The 21,424-nt window shown below is 70.2% G+C and carries 22 protein-coding genes; 13 read left to right on the forward strand and 9 right to left on the reverse strand.

What is annotated here, in order from left to right; translation table 11 throughout:
• Window positions 1–86 precede the first annotated feature (86 nt).
• The 3 genes from ACIQWR_RS32520 to ACIQWR_RS32530 all read left to right on the forward strand — a co-directional run bounded on the left by ACIQWR_RS32520 (window position 87) and on the right by ACIQWR_RS32530 (window position 1,544).
• Window positions 87–968 carry a peptidoglycan-binding protein gene (locus ACIQWR_RS32520; RefSeq protein ID WP_404016993.1) on the forward strand — a complete coding sequence of 294 codons (882 nt, stop codon included), beginning with the start codon at window positions 87–89 and terminating at the stop codon, window positions 966–968.
• A 67-nt stretch (window positions 969–1,035) separates the two neighbouring features.
• Window positions 1,036–1,293, forward strand: a complete 258-nt coding sequence (locus ACIQWR_RS32525; protein WP_404016996.1) for a hypothetical protein — start codon at window positions 1,036–1,038, stop codon at window positions 1,291–1,293.
• Window positions 1,290–1,544: a hypothetical protein gene (locus ACIQWR_RS32530; RefSeq protein ID WP_404016999.1), complete on the forward strand. Its 255-nt coding sequence runs from the start codon at window positions 1,290–1,292 to the stop codon at window positions 1,542–1,544. The genes ACIQWR_RS32525 and ACIQWR_RS32530 overlap by 4 nt, the downstream gene beginning before the upstream one ends.
• A 658-nt stretch (window positions 1,545–2,202) precedes the next feature.
• On the opposite strand, the gene ACIQWR_RS32535 is transcribed toward ACIQWR_RS32530, so the two are convergent.
• The gene (locus ACIQWR_RS32535) at window positions 2,203–2,547 is read right to left on the reverse strand and encodes an ATP-binding protein (protein WP_404017001.1); all 345 of its coding nucleotides are present in this window, start codon (window positions 2,545–2,547) and stop codon (window positions 2,203–2,205) included.
• Between the two features lie 370 nt (window positions 2,548–2,917).
• Between ACIQWR_RS32535 and ACIQWR_RS32540 the strand changes: the two genes are divergently transcribed.
• The 6 genes from ACIQWR_RS32540 (at window position 2,918) to ACIQWR_RS32565 (ending at window position 7,656) form a co-directional block, all read left to right on the forward strand.
• Window positions 2,918–3,727 carry a helix-turn-helix domain-containing protein gene (locus ACIQWR_RS32540; protein ID WP_404017002.1) on the forward strand — a complete coding sequence of 270 codons (810 nt, stop codon included), beginning with the start codon at window positions 2,918–2,920 and terminating at the stop codon, window positions 3,725–3,727.
• Between the two features lie 10 nt (window positions 3,728–3,737).
• A complete protein-coding gene (locus ACIQWR_RS32545) occupies window positions 3,738–3,938 on the forward strand; it encodes a DUF397 domain-containing protein (RefSeq protein ID WP_404017005.1) in 201 nt (66 codons plus the stop codon).
• A gap of 661 nt (window positions 3,939–4,599) precedes the next feature.
• Window positions 4,600–5,415, forward strand: a complete 816-nt coding sequence (locus ACIQWR_RS32550) for a hypothetical protein (RefSeq protein WP_404017008.1) — start codon at window positions 4,600–4,602, stop codon at window positions 5,413–5,415.
• Between the two features lie 61 nt (window positions 5,416–5,476).
• Window positions 5,477–6,553, forward strand: a complete 1,077-nt coding sequence (locus ACIQWR_RS32555; RefSeq protein WP_404017010.1) for a radical SAM protein — start codon at window positions 5,477–5,479, stop codon at window positions 6,551–6,553.
• A 4-nt stretch (window positions 6,554–6,557) separates the two neighbouring features.
• Window positions 6,558–6,770 carry a hypothetical protein gene (locus tag ACIQWR_RS32560; RefSeq protein WP_404017012.1) on the forward strand — a complete coding sequence of 71 codons (213 nt, stop codon included), beginning with the start codon at window positions 6,558–6,560 and terminating at the stop codon, window positions 6,768–6,770.
• Window positions 6,771–6,846: 76 nt separating this feature from the next.
• Window positions 6,847–7,656, forward strand: coding sequence for an aminoglycoside phosphotransferase (locus tag ACIQWR_RS32565; RefSeq protein WP_404017015.1), 810 nt, complete (start codon window positions 6,847–6,849; stop codon window positions 7,654–7,656).
• 125 nt (window positions 7,657–7,781) lie between these two features.
• Here ACIQWR_RS32565 and ACIQWR_RS32570 read toward each other — a convergent pair whose 3' ends face one another.
• Window positions 7,782–9,065, reverse strand: a complete 1,284-nt coding sequence (locus tag ACIQWR_RS32570) for a geranylgeranyl reductase family protein (RefSeq protein ID WP_404017017.1) — start codon at window positions 9,063–9,065, stop codon at window positions 7,782–7,784.
• A 98-nt stretch (window positions 9,066–9,163) separates the two neighbouring features.
• On the opposite strand from ACIQWR_RS32570, the gene ACIQWR_RS32575 reads away from it, so the two are divergent.
• A complete protein-coding gene (locus ACIQWR_RS32575) occupies window positions 9,164–9,691 on the forward strand; it encodes a GNAT family N-acetyltransferase (protein WP_404017020.1) in 528 nt (175 codons plus the stop codon).
• 45 nt (window positions 9,692–9,736) lie between these two features.
• On the opposite strand, the gene ACIQWR_RS32580 is transcribed toward ACIQWR_RS32575, so the two are convergent.
• The 5 genes from ACIQWR_RS32580 to ACIQWR_RS32600 all read right to left on the reverse strand — a co-directional run bounded on the left by ACIQWR_RS32580 (window position 9,737) and on the right by ACIQWR_RS32600 (window position 15,307).
• Complete coding sequence (locus tag ACIQWR_RS32580; RefSeq protein ID WP_404017023.1) at window positions 9,737–10,648, reverse strand: glutaminase; 912 nt, start codon at window positions 10,646–10,648, stop codon at window positions 9,737–9,739.
• 10 nt (window positions 10,649–10,658) lie between these two features.
• Window positions 10,659–11,351 (reverse strand): demethylmenaquinone methyltransferase, encoded by a 693-nt coding sequence (locus ACIQWR_RS32585; protein ID WP_404017025.1) that lies wholly within the window; start codon window positions 11,349–11,351, stop codon window positions 10,659–10,661.
• Window positions 11,352–11,501: 150 nt separating this feature from the next.
• The gene (locus tag ACIQWR_RS32590; RefSeq protein WP_404017028.1) at window positions 11,502–12,173 is read right to left on the reverse strand and encodes an imidazolonepropionase-like domain-containing protein; all 672 of its coding nucleotides are present in this window, start codon (window positions 12,171–12,173) and stop codon (window positions 11,502–11,504) included.
• Between the two features lie 25 nt (window positions 12,174–12,198).
• Window positions 12,199–13,398 (reverse strand): cyclic dehypoxanthinyl futalosine synthase, encoded by a 1,200-nt coding sequence (gene mqnC, locus ACIQWR_RS32595; protein ID WP_404017030.1) that lies wholly within the window; start codon window positions 13,396–13,398, stop codon window positions 12,199–12,201.
• Between the two features lie 112 nt (window positions 13,399–13,510).
• Window positions 13,511–15,307, reverse strand: a complete 1,797-nt coding sequence (locus ACIQWR_RS32600; protein ID WP_404017033.1) for a serine/threonine-protein kinase — start codon at window positions 15,305–15,307, stop codon at window positions 13,511–13,513.
• 100 nt (window positions 15,308–15,407) lie between these two features.
• On the opposite strand from ACIQWR_RS32600, the gene ACIQWR_RS32605 reads away from it, so the two are divergent.
• The gene (locus tag ACIQWR_RS32605) at window positions 15,408–16,463 is read left to right on the forward strand and encodes an alpha/beta hydrolase (protein ID WP_404017036.1); all 1,056 of its coding nucleotides are present in this window, start codon (window positions 15,408–15,410) and stop codon (window positions 16,461–16,463) included.
• Between the two features lie 33 nt (window positions 16,464–16,496).
• On the opposite strand, the gene ACIQWR_RS32610 is transcribed toward ACIQWR_RS32605, so the two are convergent.
• Window positions 16,497–17,345, reverse strand: coding sequence for a menaquinone biosynthetic enzyme MqnA/MqnD family protein (locus tag ACIQWR_RS32610; protein WP_404017039.1), 849 nt, complete (start codon window positions 17,343–17,345; stop codon window positions 16,497–16,499).
• 237 nt (window positions 17,346–17,582) lie between these two features.
• Here ACIQWR_RS32610 and ACIQWR_RS32615 point away from each other — a divergent pair, with 237 nt between their 5' ends.
• A complete protein-coding gene (locus ACIQWR_RS32615) occupies window positions 17,583–17,786 on the forward strand; it encodes a cold-shock protein (protein WP_404017042.1) in 204 nt (67 codons plus the stop codon).
• A 198-nt stretch (window positions 17,787–17,984) separates the two neighbouring features.
• Here ACIQWR_RS32615 and ACIQWR_RS32620 read toward each other — a convergent pair whose 3' ends face one another.
• On the reverse strand, window positions 17,985–19,715 hold the full coding sequence (locus ACIQWR_RS32620; protein ID WP_404017045.1) for a hypothetical protein: 1,731 nt from the start codon (window positions 19,713–19,715) through the stop codon (window positions 17,985–17,987).
• A gap of 239 nt (window positions 19,716–19,954) precedes the next feature.
• Between ACIQWR_RS32620 and ACIQWR_RS32625 the strand changes: the two genes are divergently transcribed.
• Complete coding sequence (locus ACIQWR_RS32625; protein WP_404017048.1) at window positions 19,955–20,776, forward strand: thioredoxin domain-containing protein; 822 nt, start codon at window positions 19,955–19,957, stop codon at window positions 20,774–20,776.
• The last annotated feature ends 648 nt before the right edge of the window (window positions 20,777–21,424 follow it).

A 21,424-nucleotide genomic window follows, 5' to 3' on the forward strand; every position in this document is an offset into this window, starting at 1 on the left:
AGGTCGCCCGCCGGTAGACCCGCTCCCCACCCACTTCACCCGCAGCCCCCACATGGGGCTCTTCTTTATGTCTGGAGACACCCCACATGGCACAGCCTCTGTCCCCCGATCGTCTCGTCGCCGCCCTGCGCGCCGAGGGCGTGCGCGTCGTCGAGTACGGCTCGTGGCGCACCCACAACCGCGACCACAAGGGAGCATTCGGCCCGATCAACGGCGTGATGATCCACCACACCGTTTCGAGCGGCACAGACTCCTCGGTCCGCCTCTGCTACGACGGATACGCGGAACTCCCCGGACCGCTCTGCCACGGCGTGATCGCCAAGAACGGCGACGTCTACCTGATCTCGGCCGGCCGCGCGAACCACGCCGGCGGAGGCGATCCGAGGGTACTCAACGCCGTGATCGCCGAGGGCGCCCTGCCCTCGACTGCCCAGCACGAGGGCTCGGCCGGTGCCGCGGACGGCAACGCGCACTTCTACGGGTTCGAGTGCGTCAACCTCGGCAACGGCAGCGACCCTTGGCCGACCGAGCAGCTCGACGCGATCGAGCGGACCTCGGCCGCGATCTGCCGCGCGTACGGGTGGTCGGCCGCATCCGTGATCGGCCACAAGGAATGGTCGGATTGGAAGCCGGACCCGCGCGGGTTCTCCATGACCACGATGCGCGAGCGCGTCGACCGTCGACTCGGCACCAAGCCGGGCACCGAAGTACCGGCCCCGCAGTACGAGCCTTTCCCCGGCGTCGAGTTCTTCCGCAGCTACCCGCGCAGCCCGATCGTGACCGCGGTCGGCCGGCGCCTCGTCGAGGTCGGGTGCTCGGCCTACGCGTCCGGTCCCGGCCCGCAGTGGACCGCGGCCGACATCGCCTCGTACGCCACGTGGCAGCGGCACCTCGGATACTCCGGCCGCGACGCCGACGGGATCCCCGGCCGCTCGTCCTGGGACGCGCTCAAGGTCCCCAAGGTCTGATCCCGCCCCCGGGCCCGCCCGCGACCGCGGACGGGCCCTCCCCTTCCTAATGAAAGAGGTACCGCTCATGACCGACGCCGCCCGCCGCACCGCCCGCACCATCGTGCAGACCGTGCTCGCCCTCGCTGCCGGACTCCCCCTGATCATCGACGCCGCAGGCATCCCGCAGACCGCGGCCGGCATCGGTCTCGCCCTCGCCGTCGCCGGCGCGATCACCCGCGTAATGGCCCTCCCGGTCATCGACACCCTGCTGCCCGCGTGGCTGCGGACCGGCCCCGACCGCGACGCCGAGCTGCTCGCCCTCGACCGGGACGGGCGCCCGTGACCGACCCGACCCCCAGCGACGTCGCCCTCGAACTCGAACGCCTGCGGGCGACGGTCGAGACCGGGTTCGCCCGCCTCGACGGCGCCCTCGCCCTCCTCGTACAGCGCTCCGATCAACTCGACACCCGCCTCGCCGACCACGAGCAGCGGCTCGACGCCCTCGAACGAAACCGTTGGCCACTCCCGAGCGTCCTCGCCCTGGTGGCCGTGATCGGCCTCGCCCTCACCCTCTGGCAGACCGCCGCCCGCTGAACAACGCGCGCCCCCGCCCCGGCCTCGTGCCGGTGGCGGGGGCGCCCCTTTCTCGTTTTGGGGACAGGCGAAGGGGGCTCTCGACGGTGCACTCGTCGAGAGCCCCCTGCCCGGGGTCACCGTGCAGACGATCTATGCGACCGCGCGCACGGGAGGCGCTCCCCTTCCACCGCCGCCCGCCCCCGCGTGGGAGGCACTATCCGGGCGGGCGGCGTGGTCTGCGGAGGGCTTGGCGTGGCGCCGGCGTGCCGATGGCTGCGCTCCGGCTTCCTGCGGCTCTCGCGACTCGACGAGCACGAGCACCGGTTCCGCCCAGCAGTAGCAGCGGTACTTGCGTCCGGGGCGATCGGGGGCGGGCGTCACCGCGCGCCGAGCGCTCGGCAGCGAGGCCCACACCGCGGTCAGCACGAGCAGGGCGAGGCTCACAGCAATCGAGATCACGCCGACGACTACGGGTCCGATCCTCATTCGGTCACCTCGGTCATCTCCCGTGGGTCGAGCACGACCCAACCGAAAAGGTCTGCGAGTTCGAAGCAGAGGCTGTGCGCGTCCTCCTGCGACACCTCGCACAGCGGTGTACTCAACTCGTCTACCAGCCAGACCACTTGACCGCCCGACGCTTCCCCAGGGCGAAAGACAGCCTCGACACGACCGACCCTCACGCCGCCCCCCTGCCGTAGTCGATGCTGAACCCGAGCCGCTTACCGGTACCGGTGGCCTCGACGTCCCATCGGTCCGCGAGCCGCGACACGAGGAACAGACCCCGCCCGTGATCGGATCGCCACGGCGGCGCAACGTGCGGCGAGCGGGGCAGCCACTCGGGTCGATCGTCGGTCACCCACACCGTGACCGCGGTCGAGCCGAGGGACACATCGACCGTGATCAGGTCGGTACGCGTGTGGAGGTAGGCATTCGTGACTACCTCGGACACACACAGCCGAAGCTGCTCCACAATCTCCTCGTGCCCGAACGTGCACAGCAGCAGCACGAGCCAGTCGCGCACGATTCTCGGCGTAGTCGCGGCGCGCGGCGCCGTCAGCCGGTAACTCACCCCCAGCTCAGGGGGCGGTAAGGGGCTCATCTTCATTTCGTCGTCTCCCAACGCGGTCGGGGCGCGTAAGGGCAACGGTCCGTGTCCCTGACCACCATCCCCGGGGCGCCCTCAACAGGCGTACAGGTGGCTGCACTTCGGACCGCCACACGCAGTGAGGCGCCGCCTCGAAGCTAGGGCACAACATAGGGACGGCGCAACAGTGGGACGGCCGTCGCATCAAGACGGGTGGACCGGGATGCCATCGGGACGGCACACTCATACGCGGAAGAGAGGGAGGGCCATGCCGCCAAGGAGTTACCCAACCGCCCGGCAGAAGAGGTTGGGCGCCGAGCTGCGCAAACTGCGCGAGCGCGCCGGCATGAATGGAGCCACCGCCGCCGCCTTCCTGGGAGGCGAACGCGCGCAGATCAGCCACATCGAATCCGGGCGTTACGGCGTCAGCGATGAGCGCGTTCGGCGTCTCGCAGCCCACTACGGCGCAACGGATCGCCACCTTATCGACGCTCTCGCGAGAATGGCAGAGGAGCGTTCGAAGGGGTGGTGGGATGACTATCGCGGCATACTCTCACCGGGATTCTTGGACGTAGCCGAGCTGGAATTCTGGGCCTCATCCCTTGACATTATTCAGATGCTTCACGTTCCTGGCCAAATCCAGACCGAAGCATACGCAGGGGGGCTTATCCGTAGCGGCGTCTCCGACCTTGCGGCAAGTGAGGTCAGCACTCGCGTAGAGCACCGAATGCGACGTCGCGTCATCTTCGATCGGCCCAACCCGACACCGTTCACGGCGTACATTCACGAGGCGGCCCTGCGCATGCGGTACTGCGACGCCTCAACCATGAGGGAACAGCTCGCATTTCTCTGCGAAGTTTCAGAGTGGCCATCCGTGAAAATTCACGTCATCCCCTTCGAGCGTCAGATCACTGGATCAGTACATTCCATCCTCTACGCCGGAGCAACCATTCCGGCGCTCGACACAGTTCAGATTGACAGTGCTTTCGATAGCGGCTTTCTGGACGCCGAACCTCAACTCGCCCGATACCGAGAGCTACTCGAATCAATCAAGTCGATCTCCCTCGGGACCGAGGCGTCGCGTAAATTCATTCACCGCATCGCTCAGGAAATGTGAGTCAAGGCGCATGACCGACCAAATCAACTGGCAGAAGAGTTCGTTCTCGGGAGCCGACGACAATCAGAGCTGCGTCGAGCTGGCCCCCGTCGCCGGCGCAATCGCGATGCGGGAGAGCGACGACCCGGACGTGATCGTCACGACGTCCGTCGAGAAGCTCCGCGCGTTCATCCTGGGCGTGAAGGCGGGGGAGTTCGACCACCTGATCTGACAAGCCCAAGAGCTGGCGCCCCTCACCGACTTCGGTGGGGGGCGCTTGTCATATGCCGGTACAACTTTGGGACGGCGCATCATTGCTACGCCCGTCCCAATGGCGCTACCGTCGTCCCGATGTTGCATCGGTGACCGCCCGTAAGTCATCGGTGACGACGCTCCCTTGCCGTGCCCCGGACAGGGGGCGATGGACGGGATCTATCGCGCCGCGGAACTGCGGCGATGGACGCCCCACCGCCGCGGAGGAGGTAAGCCGTGCTTGCTCAACTCGCCACGACAGAACGACCAATGCTCGCTGCCACCCGCGGATATTGGTGTGAGGCCCTGCTTCACCACTCCGACGCGGGGCTGCCACCCGACCCGCGGTCGTTGAGCCTGCTGCCCGATCCGATGTCCGCGAGACGCCTGCTGTGCCTACAGCTCCACCAGAATGCGCCGTTCGGCCTTGATGGCGACGAACTCGCCTGCGCTGCCACTTGGTTGGAAGACGGATGGGTGCATGCCCTCGGTGCTCTCGCACGAAATGAGCCGTGCGGATTCACCGTGAAGCTCCCGCGAGGCGAGTACCTCGAATGGGCCATACGCCCCGTGCACGTGTACCTCGCCACTCCGATCGGCACCCGCAGCCAACACCCCATCGCACGTAGGGAATTAAGCCGTTGAGTACCACCCTCGTAACTGATCACCCGGCATGGGTAACGCCCCCGAGCCTCAACGGGGAAGCGCTGCGAGTCGTCGAGTTCAAGGGAGTTCCTTGGCTCGCCCACTGGCAGGGCGCCGGCCTCGTACTGCGCCCCCTCGGGACGGACGACGCCGAGGCACCGACCATCAGTTACACCTCGGCGATCATGCTCCCCCGTCAACGCGAGCAGGACCGACTCGCGCAGACCCTCGCGCAGCTCGGCACAGTCGCCCGACTCACCACGCCGGACCTGTGGGACTCAATCACCGCGGCGATCTTCCATCACTTCGGCCGAGCCAAACAGGGCGCCGCGCTCTACCGCAGGTGGTGCGCGACGTTCGGCCGCTCTCACGACACGTTCACCGGTCCCCTGGCCATGCCCCCCACAGCACCTACGGTTCTGCACCTCAGCGATCAAGGGTTCGACGCGATCCGCATCCGGTTTTACAAGCCGCTCCTGCGCGCCGCGGCTCGGGCCTACGTCAACCACGCCGACGAGTGGCAGGCCCTCGAACCCGACCGCCTGTTCAAGGCTCTCTGTGGAGTGCGCCGACTCGGCGAGTGGACCGCAGCCGCGGCCGTCGCCGACTACACCGGCGACTTCTCCCTGTACCCGCACACAGACCGCGCCCTGCGTACCCGCGCCCGCCGTGCGCAGCCTGATCTCAACCTACCCAAGGACGAGGCCGAGTTCGTCGCCCTCTGGCGCTCATGGGCGCCGGATCGCGTCGAGCTGCACACCCTGACCCTGTTCACTCTCACGTGGGGGGCCCATGCCGGAACCTACTCATAACCTCGTCGTCTCGCCGTTCCTCGACGAGTACCTCGTCTTACGCCCCGGGCACGACGACGGAGTGCAGATCCCGCTCGCGCGGTACCTCGAACTGAGCAAGGCAGCGAGCACGGGGGCCGAGGCGCCCGCGTGGCTCGTCGACGGCGCCCGTCAGGCATGGGGGCTCGACCTGCCCGAGCACCGCCCCTTGCGCGACAAGGTGATCGTGCGTGCCCCCTCGACGTACGGCATGTCGCGTGCCTCGTGGGAGATCAATAAGGGGTGCGACTACGACTGTCCGCACTGCTACCTCGGCCCTAAGAAGTTCGAGGGGATGCCGGGCCCGGACAAGATCCGGTTGCTCGACATCATGCGCGACGCCGGCGTGCTCTGGCTCCAGATCACGGGCGGCGAGCCCCTGATCGACCGCGAGTTCCCCGAGATGTACTCGTACGCCTACGACCTCGGGATCATGCTCACGATCTCGACGAACGGCTCGCAGCTCCACAAGCCGAAGATCCTCGACACTCTCACCGCTCGCCCCCCACACCACCTGTCCTTGAGCGTCTACGGCGCCACCGAAGAGACCTACGACGGTTTCACCCGGAACCGGGGCGCATTCGGCCGCTTCATCGCCGGACTCGACGCCGCCCGCGAGGCCGGCCTGCGCTTGCAGTTGAACATCGTCATCTCGAAGGACAACGCCGACGAGTTCGCCGCCATGGAGCAGCTCGCCGAGCAATACGGGCAGGTGTACGTCTTCACGAACATGTCGCCCACCATCCAGGGTGACGCGACGCCGATCCCCGAGCAGGCCCTCAAGTACCTCCGCGCGCGGAAGCCCTTCACCGCCTGCAACGCCGGACATACGTTTTTCCACGCGGACCCGTTCGGCCATGCGTCCATCTGCAAGATCGGCCGCGAGCCGCACATCCCCCTCATGCATGAAGGCATCGAGGGACTCAAACGCCTCGGCGGCATCGCCGATGGCCTACAGCTTCGTTCCGGGGGCTGCGCCGGCTGCTCGTTCGGTCAGAAGGACGCCGACGGCAACCCGGGCGGCTGCACTACCTGCCGCCCCATGGCCAAGCTCTATCAGGAGGCGAAGGCACCGCGAAACATGTACTGCCAGCATCCCGACCCCGAACCCGTGAGGTGAACCCATGGCAACCGCCCTTGAGCCCCGCACCACCAGCCGCGTGCCCGTGATGCTCTCGATCACGCCGCGCCCGACCGAGTCGGCCGCCGGCCCGCTCCCCGTCGCGATCACGTCCCGCCCGATCGCCGACGACGGATTCAGGATCACCAAGGACATCGGCTCGTTCTCCGAGGCCCTCGGCTGCTCCTGCCAGGCCGACGACGACCAGCCGTACTAAACCGCACCTGCGCACAGAGCCGCCCCCGCCCGCGTAGGGTCGGGGGCGGCTCGCTGTCCACCCCCAGGAAGCCCCCATGCCCGTAGACCGCATCCACTGGGACGACCTACCGCTCGCCGCGCGCGCCGCCGTCGAACAGCACACCGGCCCTGTCCTGCACGCCGCAACCGCCGACGGCGGCGCTAACTCCGGCATCGCCGCCACCATCACGACCGGCGACGCGACTTTGTTCGTCAAGGGCGTGCCCACCGATCACCCGCAGATCCGGACGCAGCAGCGCGAAGCGTCGATCAACCCGTACCTGCCTCCGACGTGCCCCCGGCTGCTGTGGCACGTGCAAGCCGCCGGATGGGACCTGATCGGGTACGAACACCTCGTCGCCCGTCACGCCGACTACGCCCCCGGCTCCCCCGACCTACATCTCACCGCCGACGCCCTGCGCGATCTCCAGAGCACCCCCTGCCCGGACATCCCGCTTAAACGCGCCGAGGACCGATGGAGCGGCTACGCCGGCCCCGCCGGCGTCGAGCAGCTCGCGGGCGACACTCTGCTGCACACCGACCTCGCCCCGCACAACGTGCTCGTCACCGACCGCGCCCACCTGATCGACTGGGCATGGCCCACCCGGGGCGCGGCATGGATCGACCCCGCCGTGCTCATCCTGCGACTCATGGAAGCCGGGCACACCGTGGAAGCCGCGGACGCATGGGCGCGCGAAGAGTTCCCGTCATGGGCCGCCGCCCCGCACGCGGCCATCGCCGCATTCTCCGACGCGAACGCGCAAGCGTGGGACGAGATCGCCCGCCATGACCCGCAGGACTGGAAAAAGCACATGGGTCGGCTCGCGCACGACTGGGTCACCTACTGGCGTACCCGGGCCTCGTAGGTCACCGCCCGCCCGTCGGCGCCCCTGGCGTCGGCGGGCGGAGTCATGCCTACGGCGCGAAAGGACTCGCGCCGTAGGCTGTGACACCACAGATCAGCGAATGTTCCGCCATCCCGGTTGAATGATCACGAACGCGGAGCTACCTTGCTCAGGCCGTTGATGATGCGGTCCATCGCGTCGCCGCCCTGGGGGTCGGTCAGGTTCGCCAGCATCTTGAGCGTGAACCGCATCAGCACCGGGTGGGTGAGGCCGCGCTGGGCGGCGATCTTCATCACCTTCGGGTTGCCGATCAGCTTCACGAAGGCGCGGCCCAGCGTGTAGTAGCCGCCGTAGGTCTCCTTGAGGACCTTCGGGTAGCTGTGCAGCGCCAGTTCGCGCTGCGCCGGGGTGGCGCGGGCGTGGGCCTGGACGATGACCTCGGCCGCGATCTGGCCCGACTCCATCGCGTAGGCGATGCCCTCGCCGTTGAACGGATTGACCAGCCCGCCCGCGTCGCCCACCAGCAGCAGGCCCTTGGTGTAGTGCGGCTGCCGGTTGAAGGCCATCGGCAGGGCCGCGCCGCGGATCGGCTGCGTCATGTTCTCCGGGGTGTAGCCCCAGTCGGCGGGCATCGACGCGCACCACGCCTTCAGCACCTCGCGCCAGTCCAGCTCCTTGAAGGCGGAGGAGGAGTTGAGGATGCCGAGGCCGACGTTGGACGTGCCGTCGCCCATGCCGAAGATCCAGCCGTAGCCGGGGAGGAGCCGGTCCTGCGCGCCGCGCCGGTCCCACAGCTCCAACCACGACTCCAGGTAGTCGTCGTCGTGGCGCGGGGAGGTGAAGTACGTGCGGACGGCGACGCCCATCGGGCGGTCCTCGCGCCGGTGCAGGCCCATCGCCAGGGACAGCCGGGAGGAATTGCCGTCGGCCGCGACCACCAGCGGGGCGCGGAAGGTGACGGAGTTCTTCTCCTCACCGAGCTTCGCGTGCACGCCCGTGATGTGCCCGGTACGGGCGTCGCGGATCGGCTCGCCGACGTTGCAGCGCTCGTACAGCCGGGCGCCGGCCTTCTGGGCCTGCCGGGCGAGGGTCTCGTCGAAGTCGTCGCGCTTGCGCACGAGTCCGTAGTCCGGGAAGGAGGCCAGCTCGGGCCAGTCCAGCTGGAGCCGCTGCCCGCCGCCGATGATCCGCAGGCCCTTGTTCCGCAGCCAGCCGGCCTCTTCGGAGACGTCGATGCCCATCGCCACGAGCTGCTTGGTCGCGCGCGGGGTCAGGCCGTCGCCGCACACCTTCTCGCGCGGGAACGCCGTCTTCTCCAGCAGCAGGACGTCGAGTCCGGCCTTGGCGAGGTAGTAGGCGGTGGTGGAGCCGGCGGGCCCGGCCCCGACGACGATCACATCCGCGGAGTGTTCGGAGAGGGGCTCGGTCACTGCGGGATCTCCCGAAGGCTCGATAAGGGGTGCCGAACGGCACGAGACATGTGCAGTCTAAGCAGCGAGAGAGATCACGATCCGAAGGGCTGCCCACGATGACCGTCTCGCCGACCCGGCCACTGCCCGATGTACAGCTGCGCGTGCCCACCGATGAGGACGCGCACGCCTGGCACCGGGTGTTCGGCCATCCCGACGTCATGGAGTTCCTGGGCGGTCCCGCCGAGCTCTCCGTGTACGAGGAGTTCACCGCCCGCCAGCGGATGCACGACGCCCGGCACGGCTTCTGCCTGTGGAGCCTGCTGGACCCGGACGGCGCCGTCATGGGCTTCACCGGCGCCCAGCCGTGGCCCAAGCCCTGGGGGCCGCCCCTGGGGGAGATCGAGATCGGCTGGCGGCTCGGCCGCGAGTTCTGGGGCAAGGGGTACGCCTACGCCGCGGCGCTCGCCACCGTCGAACGGGTCCGCGCGGCGGGCGTCCCGCACGTCATCGCGATGATCGACTCCCGCAACACCCGGTCGATCGCGGTCGCGGAACGGCTCGGGATGGACCTGGCCGAGGAGTTCACCTCTCCGGGTGGCAACCCGGGCCACAAGTACACCCTCGACTTCCGCGGGACGGCGTAGTCGACGCACCCTGGACGCACCGCGGAGGCGCCCTGGAAGCGCGCCCTAGAAGACCGAGAGACCGGTCAACGTCGTGAACCGGTCCAGGGCCGCCACGCCCGCCACCGAGTTGCCCTGGGCGTCCAGCCCGGGGCTCCACACGGCGAGCGTGCACAGGCCCGGGACCACCGCGACGATGCCGCCGCCGACCCCGCTCTTGCCGGGCAGGCCGACGCGGTAGGCGAACTCGCCCGCCGCGTCGTACGTTCCGCACGTCAGCATCACCGCGTTGACCTGCTTGGCCTCGCTGCGGGTCAACAGCCGCGAGCCGTCGGCGCGCAGCCCGTGCCGGGCCAGGAAGCGGGCGGCGAGCGCCAGATCGGCGCAGGTCAGCTCGATCGAGCACTGCCAGAAGTAGTGGTCGAGGAGGGCCGGGACCGGATTGTCGAGGTTCCCGTACGAGGCCATGAAGTGGGCCAGCGCCGCGTTGCGGTCGCCGTTCTCCTGCTCCGAGGCGGCCACCTCGGCGTCGAAGGCGACGTCCGGGTTGCCGCTCTCCTCCTGGAGGAACTTCAGGAGTTCGCTGCTCGCGTCACCGGTGAGGGTCTGGAGCCGGTCGGTGACGACGAGGGCGCCCGCGTTGATGAACGGATTGCGCGGAATGCCGTTCTCGTACTCCAGCTGCACCAGCGAGTTGAAGGGATTGCCGGAGGGCTCGCGCCCGACCCGCTCCCAGAGGCTGTCGCCGCCCTCCGCGAGGGCGAGGGCGAGCGCGAACACCTTGGTGATGGACTGCGCGGAGAACGCCGTCCGCCAGTCGCCGACCCCGTGGACCTTCCCGTCGAGGTCGGCGATCGCCATGCCGAACTGCCGCGGCTCCACGGCCGCCAGCGCCGGTATGTACTCGGCGGGCGTCCCGCTGCCGATGAGCGGGGCGATGTCCGCCTCGATCCGCTCCAGCAGCTCCTGGTATTCCACGGCCCGTTCCCTAGGCCTTGGTGCCGCGGTGCAGCGCCACGATGCCGCCGCTGAGGTCGCGCCAGGCGACCTTGCCCCAGCCGGCCTTCTGCAGCAGCTGGGCGAGGGCGGCCTGGTCCGGCCACTCGCGGATGGACTCGGCGAGGTAGACGTACGCGTCGGGGTTGGAGGACACCGCGCGGGCCACCGGCGGCAGGGCGCGCATCAGGTACTCGGTGTAGACGGTCCGGAAGGGGGCCCAGGTCGGCTGCGAGAACTCGCAGATGACGACCTGTCCGCCGGGCTTGGTGACCCGGTACATCTCGCGCAGGGCGCCCTCGGTGTCCTGGACGTTGCGCAGCCCGAAGGAGATCGTCACGCTGTCGAAGACGTCGTCCTTGAACGGCAGCTTCGTCGCGTCGCCCGCCGTCAGCGGCAGCCACGGGTTGCGCTTCTTGCCCTCGCGGAGCATGCCGAGGGAGAAGTCGCAGGGGACGACGTACGCACCGGTCGCGGCGAAGGGCAGCGACGAGGTCGCGGTGCCGGCGGCCAGGTCGAGCACCTTCTGGGCGGGACGCGCGTCGACCGCCTTGGCGACCTCCTTGCGCCACAGCCGGGCCTGCCCGAGGGAGAGGACGTCGTTCGTGAGGTCGTAGTTGGCCGCCACTCCGTCGAACATGGAGGCGACTTCGTGCGGCTGCTTGTCCAGGGATGCGCGGGTCACTGGTTGGCCTCGCAGAGCTCGGGGTGCGGTGCCGCTGCGCGGGGCGCGGGCGGCGGGCACGACGCGGTGGGGGTGCCCCCTCATTCTCGCAGGCCCGCCCCGCCCCGCAGCGCCGGGCCCGCACCCGTCCGGGGGCGGGAGGGCCGCAGGTCAGCGGCGGCGGTGCAGGAGGCGGCCGCCGATGACCGTGGCCACGCAGGTGGTGGCGCCGCGCGCCAGCAGGGCGTCCAGGTCGGCCGCGTCGAAGGCCGCGAAGCGGGCCGGGCCGCCGCGCTCCAGGGACCCGTGGAAGGCGGCCGCGGCCGTCTCCCGCCCCGCGAAGGGATCCAGCGAAGGGGCCGGAGAAGGGTCCGGGGAGCCGGGGGCCGCGGCCCCCGCGGGCGCGGGCAGCAGCGCCAGCCCCGAGCGGGTGACCGCCGTGCGGACGGCCGGCACGCGCAGCCGGCCGCTGACCGCGACCACCCCGCGCGACAGCAGCTTCTGGGTGGCCCGCCGGGCGCTGTTGCCCCGGCGGACCTCGGTCAGCTCCAGGGCATCCAGGGCCTCGGCCCCGGTGATCGGGTCCGCGCCCAGCTCGGCGATCTCGTACGGATCGTCCGGGTAGTACGTCCGCTCCAGCAGCACGTCCGCCCCGCGCACGACCAGCCCCGGGGTCAGCACCCCGGGCCAGCGCCGCGTGCGGGCGTGCGGGTTCCGCTCGGCGAGGTCCTCGTACGCGCCCACGGCGGCGATCCGGTCGCCCTCGACCAGGACCGCCCCGCCCGGCAGCGCGCCCGCGCCCGGCCCGGTGACGAGCAGGTCGGCGGTGTGCAGCGTCAGCATCGGTTCGCCATCGGTTTCGCCGGGCTCAGTTCGCCTGGATCAGCTTCAGCTCGGGGTGCGCGGTGCCGCCCTCGATGGCCGTCGAGGAGATGTGCGAGGCCACGCGGTCGTCGACCGGGTCGTTCGCCGGGTCGTCGTGGACCAGCAGGTGCTCGTACGTCGTCGCGCGCTGCGCCGGGGTCCGGCCCGCCTTGCGGATCAGGTCGATGATCTCCTGGCGGTTCGAGCGGTGCTTGGCACCGGCCGAGGAGACGACGTTCTCCTCCAGCATGATCGAACCGAGGTCGTCGGCGCCGTAGTGCAGCGCCAGCTGGCCCGCTTCCTTGCCGACCGTCAGCCAGGAGCCCTGGATGTGCGCGATGTTGTCGAGGTACAGGCGCGCGATCGCGATCATGCGCAGGTACTCGAACACCGTGGCCTGCGTCCGGCCCTTGAGGTGGTTGTTCTCGGGCTGGTAGGTGTACGGGATGAAGGCGCGGAAGCCGCCGGTGCGGTCCTGCGTGTCCCGGATCATCGCGATGTGCTCGATGCGCTCGGCGTTGGTCTCGCCGGTGCCCATCAGCATCGTGGAGGTGGATTCCACGCCCAGCCCGTGGGCGATCTCCATGATCTCCAGCCAGCGCTCGCCGGACTCCTTGAGCGGAGCGATCGCCTTGCGCGGCCGCGCCGGGAGGAGTTCGGCGCCCGCGCCCGCGAAGGAGTCGAGGCCGGCGGCGTGGATGCGCTTGATGGCCTCCTCCGCCGAGACGCCCGAGATGCGGGCCATGTGCTCGACCTCGGACGCGCCGAGGGAGTGGATGACCAGCTGCGGGTACGCCTTCTTGATCGCGGCGAAGTGGTGCTCGTAGTACTCGACGCCGTAGTCCGGGTGGTGCCCGCCCTGGAACATGATCTGCGTGCCGCCCAGCTCGACGGTCTCCGCGCAGCGGCGCAGGATGTCGTCGAGGTCCCGGGACCAGCCCTTCTTGGTGTCCTTCGGGGCCGCGTAGAAGGCGCAGAACTTGCACGCCGTGACGCACACGTTGGTGTAGTTGATGTTGCGCTCGATGATGTACGTCGCGATGTGCTCGGTACCCGCGTAGCGGCGGCGGCGCACCGCGTCGGCGGCCTGGCCGAGCGCGTGCAGCGGCGCGTCGCGGTAGAGGTCGAGGGCCTCTTGCTGGGTGATCCGGCCCCCTGCGGCGGCACGGTCGAGGACAGACTGGAGAGCGGCCTGGTCGGTCACCGGTGCGTCACCTTTCGGCGGTGTGTCAAGGGTTGTCCGGACCGATCCAGCCTACGCCAGCGCCGCGGTGCGGTTGCGGGGGGCCGCCGCGAAGGGACGGCCCCCCTGCGAGCTAGCCCTTCGTCAGGTCGCCCTCCGGGTTTCCGGCGGCCTTGTCGCCCGAGCGGTAGTGGAGGGTGCCGCCCTCGTTGAGCGTGAAGCGCTCGTCGGCGGAGCCGGGGGCGCAGACGCCCGGGTGCGGGTTGGGGCCGCCCGCGGTGTCCAGGACCAGGGCCCGGTCGGTGGCGACGGAGAGCTTCCAGTCGCCGCTGCAGTCGTACGCCGTGCCCAGGATGTCGACGACCGAGTGGTCCCGGGCGACCACCGCCCCCTTGTTCCCCTTCCGGATGGTGATCTCGAACCGGGTGGGGAGACCGAGGTTCGTGGTGAGCGACCCCTTCCAGGTGCCGACGAACTCCTCGGGCACGTCCTCCCGCGTGCTCCGCGTCGGCGGCGCGGACGATCCGTCGCCGGAGGCGGACGCGGAGGGGCGCGGCAGGACCGACGGCGGGCCGGAGGGCGAGCGGCTGCCGCCCGGCGTCGAGGCCGGCTGGTTCGGGTTGCCCGACGCCGAGTCGCGCACGTCGCCGCTCCCCGGCAGCAGGCCCAGCCCGTACAGCCCGCCGCCCAGGCCCAGCGCCAGCGCCGCGCTCACGGCCAGCACCAGCGTGCAGCTCATCCGGCGCCCGGCCGCCGTGAAGCGGACCCCGCGCCGGTCCGCGTCCCCGCGGTCCCCGTCCCCCGTCCCCCGGGCCGTGGCCGCGCCCCCGGCGGCGCCGCCGGCCGCGCCGCCGGTGCCCGTCTCGGTCGGCGGCCCCGGGGGGACCGCGGGCCCGGCCGGGCCGTACGGGCCCACCGGACCGACCGGGGCCCGCTCGGCCTCGTAGGAGGAGTCCGCAGGCCCGAAGCCGCCCAGCGCGTCCGAGCTGTAGGGCGACGCCCCGAAGGGCACCGGCCCGGAGGCGTAGGGCCCCTGGTCCGCGTCCGCGTCCAGGTCCAGCAGCCGCGCCGCCGCCCGGCTCACGTCCTCCACCAGCGGCCCCGGCAGCCAGCCGGGCGCGCCCAGCGCCCCGCCCAGCGCCACCGCGATCGCCTCCGGAGCGGGCCGCTCGCCCGGCGCCTTGGCCAGGCAGGCACCGATCAGGTCGCGCAGCTCCCCGGCCGGGATCCCGTCGAGGTCGGGGTCCTCGTGGACCACCTTGTAGAGGAGGGTGGCGGCGTTGTCCCCGCTGAAGGGGGGCTGGCGGGTCGCGGCGAAGGCCAGGACCGCGCCGAGCGAGAAGACGTCGCTGGCCCCGGTGACCCCCTTGCCGAGGATCTGCTCGGGCGCCATGTAGCCCGGCGAGCCCACGGACACCCCGGTGGAGGTCAGCGAGGCCGTGCCGTCGCTGGCCCGGGCGATCCCGAAGTCGATCAGCCGCGGCCCGTCGAGGGTCAGCATCACGTTCGAGGGCTTCACGTCGCGGTGTACGAGGCCCAGCGCGTGCACCGCCACCAGGGCGCGGGCCAGCCCCGCGCCCACCGCCCGTACCGAGTGCTCCGGCAGCGGTCCGTGCGCGGCGAGCGCCCGGTCCAGGGAGGGCCCGGCGACGTACGCGGTGGCCACCCACGGAACGGCGGCCTCCGGGTCGGCGTCCAGCACCTCCGCGGTCCACTCGCCGCCCACCCGGCGGGCGGCCGCGACCTCGCGCCGGAAGCGGGCCCGGAACTCGTCGTCCGAGGCGAAGTGCGGGTGCACGATCTTGACCGCGACCGTCCGGCCACCGGCGCTGCGCCCCAGGTAGACCCGGCCCATGCCGCCCGCGCCGAGCCGGCCCAGCAGCCGGTACGACCCGATCGTGCGCGGTTCGCCGGCTTCGAGCGGCTGCATCGCGTCCCCCCGTCCTCTGCTCCCCGTGCATGACTGACGGCTCAGCACACTAGGCCCTGTCGGCCCACGGAGGCGCCGAATCCGTGGCACGGTGATCGGCATGAGACCGCGCACGACCACGGCGGAACCGGCGTTCAGGGCATCCGCCCTGCTCACCGCCTGCCTCACCGCCTGCCTCGCCCTCACCCTCGGGGGCTGCTCCGGCCAGGGCGGCCGGGTCCGCTTCGACGCCCCGAGCTCGGCGCCGACGAGCGCCCCCACCAGCAGCCTCACCCCGCACCCGGTGGCCGAGGCGGAGCGGCTGACCCAGCTGCCGACCGGCCCGGAGGCGGAGTTCCACGAGGAGAGCAGCCTCGCCGACGGGACGACGATCGGCGTGACCACCCTGGAGGGTCAGAAATCGGGCTTCACGGGGAAAGTCTGGGTGTGGGCCCCGAAGCAGTACTTCGAATCCCAGTACGCGCACAGCGGCTTCCCGGTGCTGATCGCGCTGCCCGGGGGCCGTGGATTCCCCAAGAACTACTGGATGGCCGCCGGCCTCCGGCTGGAGAGCAGCATCGCCGCTTGGTCGAAGGACGGCCGGAGCCTGCCCTTCATCGTGGCGATGCCGGTACTCAATCCAGACAAATCACACTTCTATGACGGCAGCGACATCCCCGGGCAGCCGAAGATGGGGACCTGGCTCACGGAGGACGTGCCGGACCTGGTCCGCGCGAACTTCCGCACCTTCCACTCCCGGGACGGCTGGGCCTTCATGGGCTCCTCCTCCGGCGGCTTCGCCGCGCTGAAGGCGGTTCTCCAGAAGCCGGAGCAATTCAAGGCGGTGATCGCCTCGGGCCCGGACACCGTGCCCGACTCCCCCTTGTGGAAGGGATACGAGGAGGAGCGGCAGGCGAACAATCCGGAACGCCTCGCCGCGGAACTCGCGACGAAGGACGGACCCGATGTCTATCTCGCCTTCCAGGTCGGCAGCAACGAAAGCGGAAAGCCGAACGTGGAGAAATTCATCAGGAATTACGGAAAGGGTCCCGTAAAGACCCATTTGCAGGTCATCGCCGGTGGCGAGCACAACGCGAAGACCTACATCCGGGGCATGGGCGAGGGCACCATGAAGTGGATCAGCGCCCACCTCCAGGCGCCGGTCCCCACGGGCTGAGGCGGAGCCGGGGCCCCGCCGCGGCCCGACCCGTCACGGGGCCAGCAGCTCCACCACCACGTCCTCGGCGAAGCCGGTGTCCGCGGCGGTCCGGCGCGCGAACTCCCGCACGCCCGCCAGCTGCTCCGCGCCGAAGCGGAAGTCGAGCGTGGTGAAGTACCGCTCCAGCAGCTCCGCGTCGAAGGCCTCCCAGCGGGCCGCCTGCTCGGCCACCTTGGTGACCTCCTCCAGGGACACGTCCCGGGAGGCGAGGAAGGCCTCGTGGACCTCCTTCACCATGGCCGGCTCGCGCTCCAGGTAGTCCTTGCGGGCGGCCCAGACGGCGAAGACGAAGGGCAGTCCGGTCCATTCCTTCCACATGAGCCCCAGGTCATGCACGGTGAGACCGAGCCGGGGCGCGTCGTGCAGGGAGGCCCGCAGGGCCGCGTCACCGATCAGTACGGCCGCGTCGGCCTCCTGCATCATCAGCCCGAGGTCGGGCGGGCAGGTGTAGTAGTCGGGCTGCACGCCGTACTGCTCGGCGAGCAGCAGCTGGGCCAGTCGTACGGACGTGCGCGAGGTGGACCCGAGCGCGACCCGGGCCCCGTCGAGCTGCTCCAGCGGCACCTGCGAGACGATCACGCAGGACATCACGGGGCCGTCGCAGCCGACCGCGAGGTCGGGGAAGGCGACGAGCTGGTCGGCGTTGCGGAGGAACTCCACGAGGGTGATCGGAGCGATGTCGAGCTCGCCCCGGACCAGCCGCTCGCTCAGCTTCTCGGGGGTGTCCTTGGTCAGCTCCAGGTCGAGCAGGGTGCCGGTTCTTGCGAGGCCCCAGTACAGCGGCAGGCAGTTCAGGAACTGGATGTGGCCGACCCTGGGCCGGCTGCGATAGACGTCCACATCGCGAGACTAGCCCCCACCCTCCCGTCAGCCTTCGGACGGGCCTCAAACGTCCGGGTGACGTGATCTTTCCCTCTGGTCGACCCCGCAGTCTGCGTGCTAGGCTCGACGCAAGTTGCAGTTTGGTTTCCCTTGCAGTACGAAGCCTGCGGAGCATGTGACCCGCAGGCTTTTGTAGTTTTCAGACTTCTTAGCAGGTTCTGGAGCAGGGCGACCCTTTGGCCCATAGGAGGGCTCATGGCTACCGGAACCGTGAAGTGGTTCAACGCTGAAAAGGGCTTCGGCTTCATCGCCCAGGACGGCGGGGGCCCGGATGTCTTCGTCCACTACTCCGCGATCAACGCGGCTGGTTTCCGCTCCCTTGAGGAGAACCAGCTCGTGACCTTCGACGTCACCCAGGGTCCGAAGGGCCCGCAGGCGGAGAACGTCGTCCCGGCCTAGTCGCCTGGGCCAGCCCGATCGCGGGTTGGAGATGCAGTACCCAAGGAGCCCTGTCTCCTCCGTGCGAGCGGAGGGGCCGGGGCTCCTGCCTTTGGCGCCCCGCCCCCGAGGACGGAACCGGGGACGGAGCCGGGGGTGTGCGAGAGGGGCGGGACCCGATGGGTCCCGCCTCTCTCGTGTGCCCGAGGTCTACGCCGCCTACGCCGCCGGGGCCGCCGGGGCCGCGGTGACGATCAGGTCCAGGATCCGCTCCACGCCGTTCTCGGTGACCAGGCGCAGGTGGTACGTGCCCGGAGCGACCGGGGCCGCGGCCGTACCCGGAGCGGAGGCGGTGAACAGGTCCGGCACGGTGACCAGGCCGTCGGCCCCGGTCGGCGCCAGCGCCACCGTGTGCAGCTCCTTGCCGTCCGCGCCCTTGAAGAACGGGGTGCGCGCGGTCGGGTCCACCGGGACCCACTTGCCCTTGTCGTCCTGCTCGACCAGCGCGGCCGTGACCTTCGTCCCGGCGATCGGGGCGCCCTCGGCGGTGGCCTTCAGCTCGATGCGCACGAAGCTGGAGCCCTGGACCGCCGTGAGCGGCTTGGTGTCGGTGGGGGTCAGCGCGTCCACGACGGGGGCGGGCTTGGGCTTGGGGGTGACCGTCCCGGTGAACTTCACCGTGAAGGGCTGGCTGCCCGCGGCGCTGCCCTTGCCCTGGCTGTAGAGGGTGGCGCGCAGGGTGAAGGCGCCCTCCTTCTCGCCGGCCTTGGCGCCGGCCTTCAGGGCGGGGGCGACCGCGATGCCGTCCTTGTCCGTCTTGACCACGGCGGAGGTCTTGCCGTCGGCTTCGAAGACCGTGCCCGAGGTGTCGCCGTCCTCGACCTCGAAGTTGACCGTCTCGCCCGCGGCGGGCTTGCCGTCGCTCAGGACCGCCTTGACCTTGGGGGCGGACCCGAAGACCGAACCCGCCTGGGCGGTGATCTTCGGCTCGCCGACCACCGCGAGCTCGCTCACCGTCGCGGGCGTCGGCTTCGTCGGGTCGGGCTTCGTGGGCGGCACCGTCGGTGGGACCGTGGGCGGCACCGTCGGCGGCTTCTGCGGAGTCACCGGGGCCGGCGGGGTCACGGGCGGGCGCGGCGGGGTGGGCAGCGACCCGGGCGGCGGGGTCGGGAAGTTCCCCGGGGGCGGGTTCGGGACGCCGGCGACCCCGGCCTGGTACTGGCGCATCCAGCCGAGCACGGAGTTCACGTACTCGCGGGAGCTGTTGTAGCTCAGGATCGCCTTGTCCAGGTCCCCCGGGTCGGAGAGGTTCCGGTCGCCCGCGCAGAGGTAGAGGCCCGCGCCGAGCGCGGCGTCGTAGATGTTGTTCGGGTCCCGGTTGCCGTCGCCGTTGCCGTCGGCGCCCCAGGTCTGCCAAGTCGAGGGGATGAACTGGAGCGGGCCCACGGCCCGGTCGTACTCGGTGTCCCCGTCCCACGCGCCCTTGTCGGTGTCCTTGATGGTCGCGAAGCCGTTGCCGTCCAGGCGGGGACCGCGGATCGGCTTCTCCGTGGAGCCGTCCGCCTTCAGGCCGTATCCGGAGGCGTGGACGGACTCGATCCGGCCGATGCCCGCGAGCAGCTGCCAGGGCAGCTTGCAGTTGGGCAGCGCGGACCCGACGGCTATCTCGGCCCGGCGGTAGGCGTCGAGGGCGGTCGCGGGTATCCCACTGGCCCCTTCGGGGGCACCGGAACCGGGCTGCGCGGGCGGGTCGGCCACCAGGTCGGGCAGGTCGAGACGCGCGTTGCCGCGGTCGTTGGCCTGCGGACTGTCCGGTCCCGGCTCGGCCTCCCCCGCGTCGGCCGTCGGCGCGGTGGTGACGACCGCCGCCGTGGTCAGACTGGCGGCAAGTGCGGCAGTGCACAGGACCTTGCGCGACGTGCTGACAAGATGACGGTGAAGAGGCTTCACAGTGCGGCAATCCCCCCGAGGCAGCCGTGGACATGTGAGTGCGCGGCCGGACGACCCATGAATATTCACTGTCTATCAGGTATTCGCGCACGACTCGCCGTCACCCCACCAATATGTGACAGACCATTCGCCTCTTCTTCACCCGCGGATCGTTCGACCCCCGCCGAGGGCCTTAGGTCCCGGACAGAAAAGTCCTAATGACCCAGGTATGTACCACTTCTCCTACCTAGGCTGTCTCCATGGCCAAGAGCAGCAGGAAGAACCAGCAGAGCCGCGACGCCCGGGAGCGGCTCCGCCTGGAGCGCGAGACCGCAGCGCGCAAGGCCAAGCTCCGCGGACGCCTGATGGTCGGCGGCGCGCTGGTCGCCGTCCTGGCCATCGCGGTGGGAGTCGGCATCTACTCGTCCAAATCGGGCAGTTCCGCCGCCGACGACTCCGCCGAATCCAGCGGCAAGCCCTTTGTCCAGCCCGCCAACACCTCGGGCAAGGACGGCGTCGTCGTCCCGTACGGCAAGGCGGACGCGAAGGACGTCGTCAGCATCTGGCTCGACCCCCGCTGCCCCTACTGCGCCGGGATCGAGATCGGCCTGGGCAAGACCCTCAAGGAACAGGCGAACGCGGGCACTTACCGCGTCGAGTACCACTTCGCCACCTTCCTCGACAAGATGCTGGGCAACGGCAAGGGCTCCAAGCGCGCCGTGAACGCCCTGGGCGCCGCGGTCAACGAGAGCCCGGACAAGTTCATGGACTACCTCCAGGTGCTCTACAAGAACCACCCGGAGAAGGAGGCGGACGACAAGTTCGCCTCGACCGCCACCCTGCTGGAGCTGGCGGACCAGGTGCCTGGCCTGCGTACCCCGGCCTTCAACAAGGCCGTGAAGGAACTGACCTACATGCCGTGGGTCGACAAGGTCTCGAAGACCTTCTACGAGAGCGGCAAGAAGGGCACTCCGGAGGTCGACATCAACGGCAAGCAGGTCAACGTCTCCTCGGGCAAGGGCATCGACTCGATCACCGGAGACGAGTTCAAGCAGCTGGTGGCGGACACCCTGAAGAAGTAGGGGCTTCGGGCTTCGGGCTTTGGCGGGGGGTGGGGTGGGGTGGGGCGGTGGCGGGCGCGGCTTCGCCGCGGGTTGGCGGGTGCTTCGGCGGGGCGGGGTCGGGGAGGTTCCGGGGGCTGCCCGTCAGTTCCACTGTCTCTCCGTGCCGGGGCGACCTGTCAAGGGCGCTCCCTGCGGTCGCGTCGCTGCGCGATGTCGCTGCGCTCCACCCTTGACAGCCCACCCCGTCACGGAAAGCCAAGAACTGTCGGGCGGCCCCCGGGGGAAGGCATGGGGGACCTGGACCACCGATCGGGGTTCCGATCGATGAGCCGGAGGCTCTGAGTACGCCCCTGCCGCGCCCTCCGGGCGAACAAGCCACAAGAGCGCCTTCAGATCGCTACGCGCTTCTCCGAGAGAAGCGTCTGCGGGTTGATGTGGGCTGGTGGGGGGTGGCGAGTGGTGCGGGAGGGGGATGCTCGGCCCCACCGAGCAGCAATCGGGTCAAGAGACGGCGAGAACTCAACACCCCTCCAAGATGCGCCTTTTGTGGGCATTTTGAGCCCTCGTGTGAGGGGCGGACGGCCTCAGACCCGCCCATTGCTCGGCCTCGCCGAGTTCCCACCCCGAGCAGCCCCCGGCCGGCACCCAACAGCCCTCATCAGCCCC

This window comes from Streptomyces sp. NPDC098789 (assembly GCF_044759975.1).
In the GTDB taxonomy this organism is placed as follows: domain Bacteria; phylum Actinomycetota; class Actinomycetes; order Streptomycetales; family Streptomycetaceae; genus Streptomyces.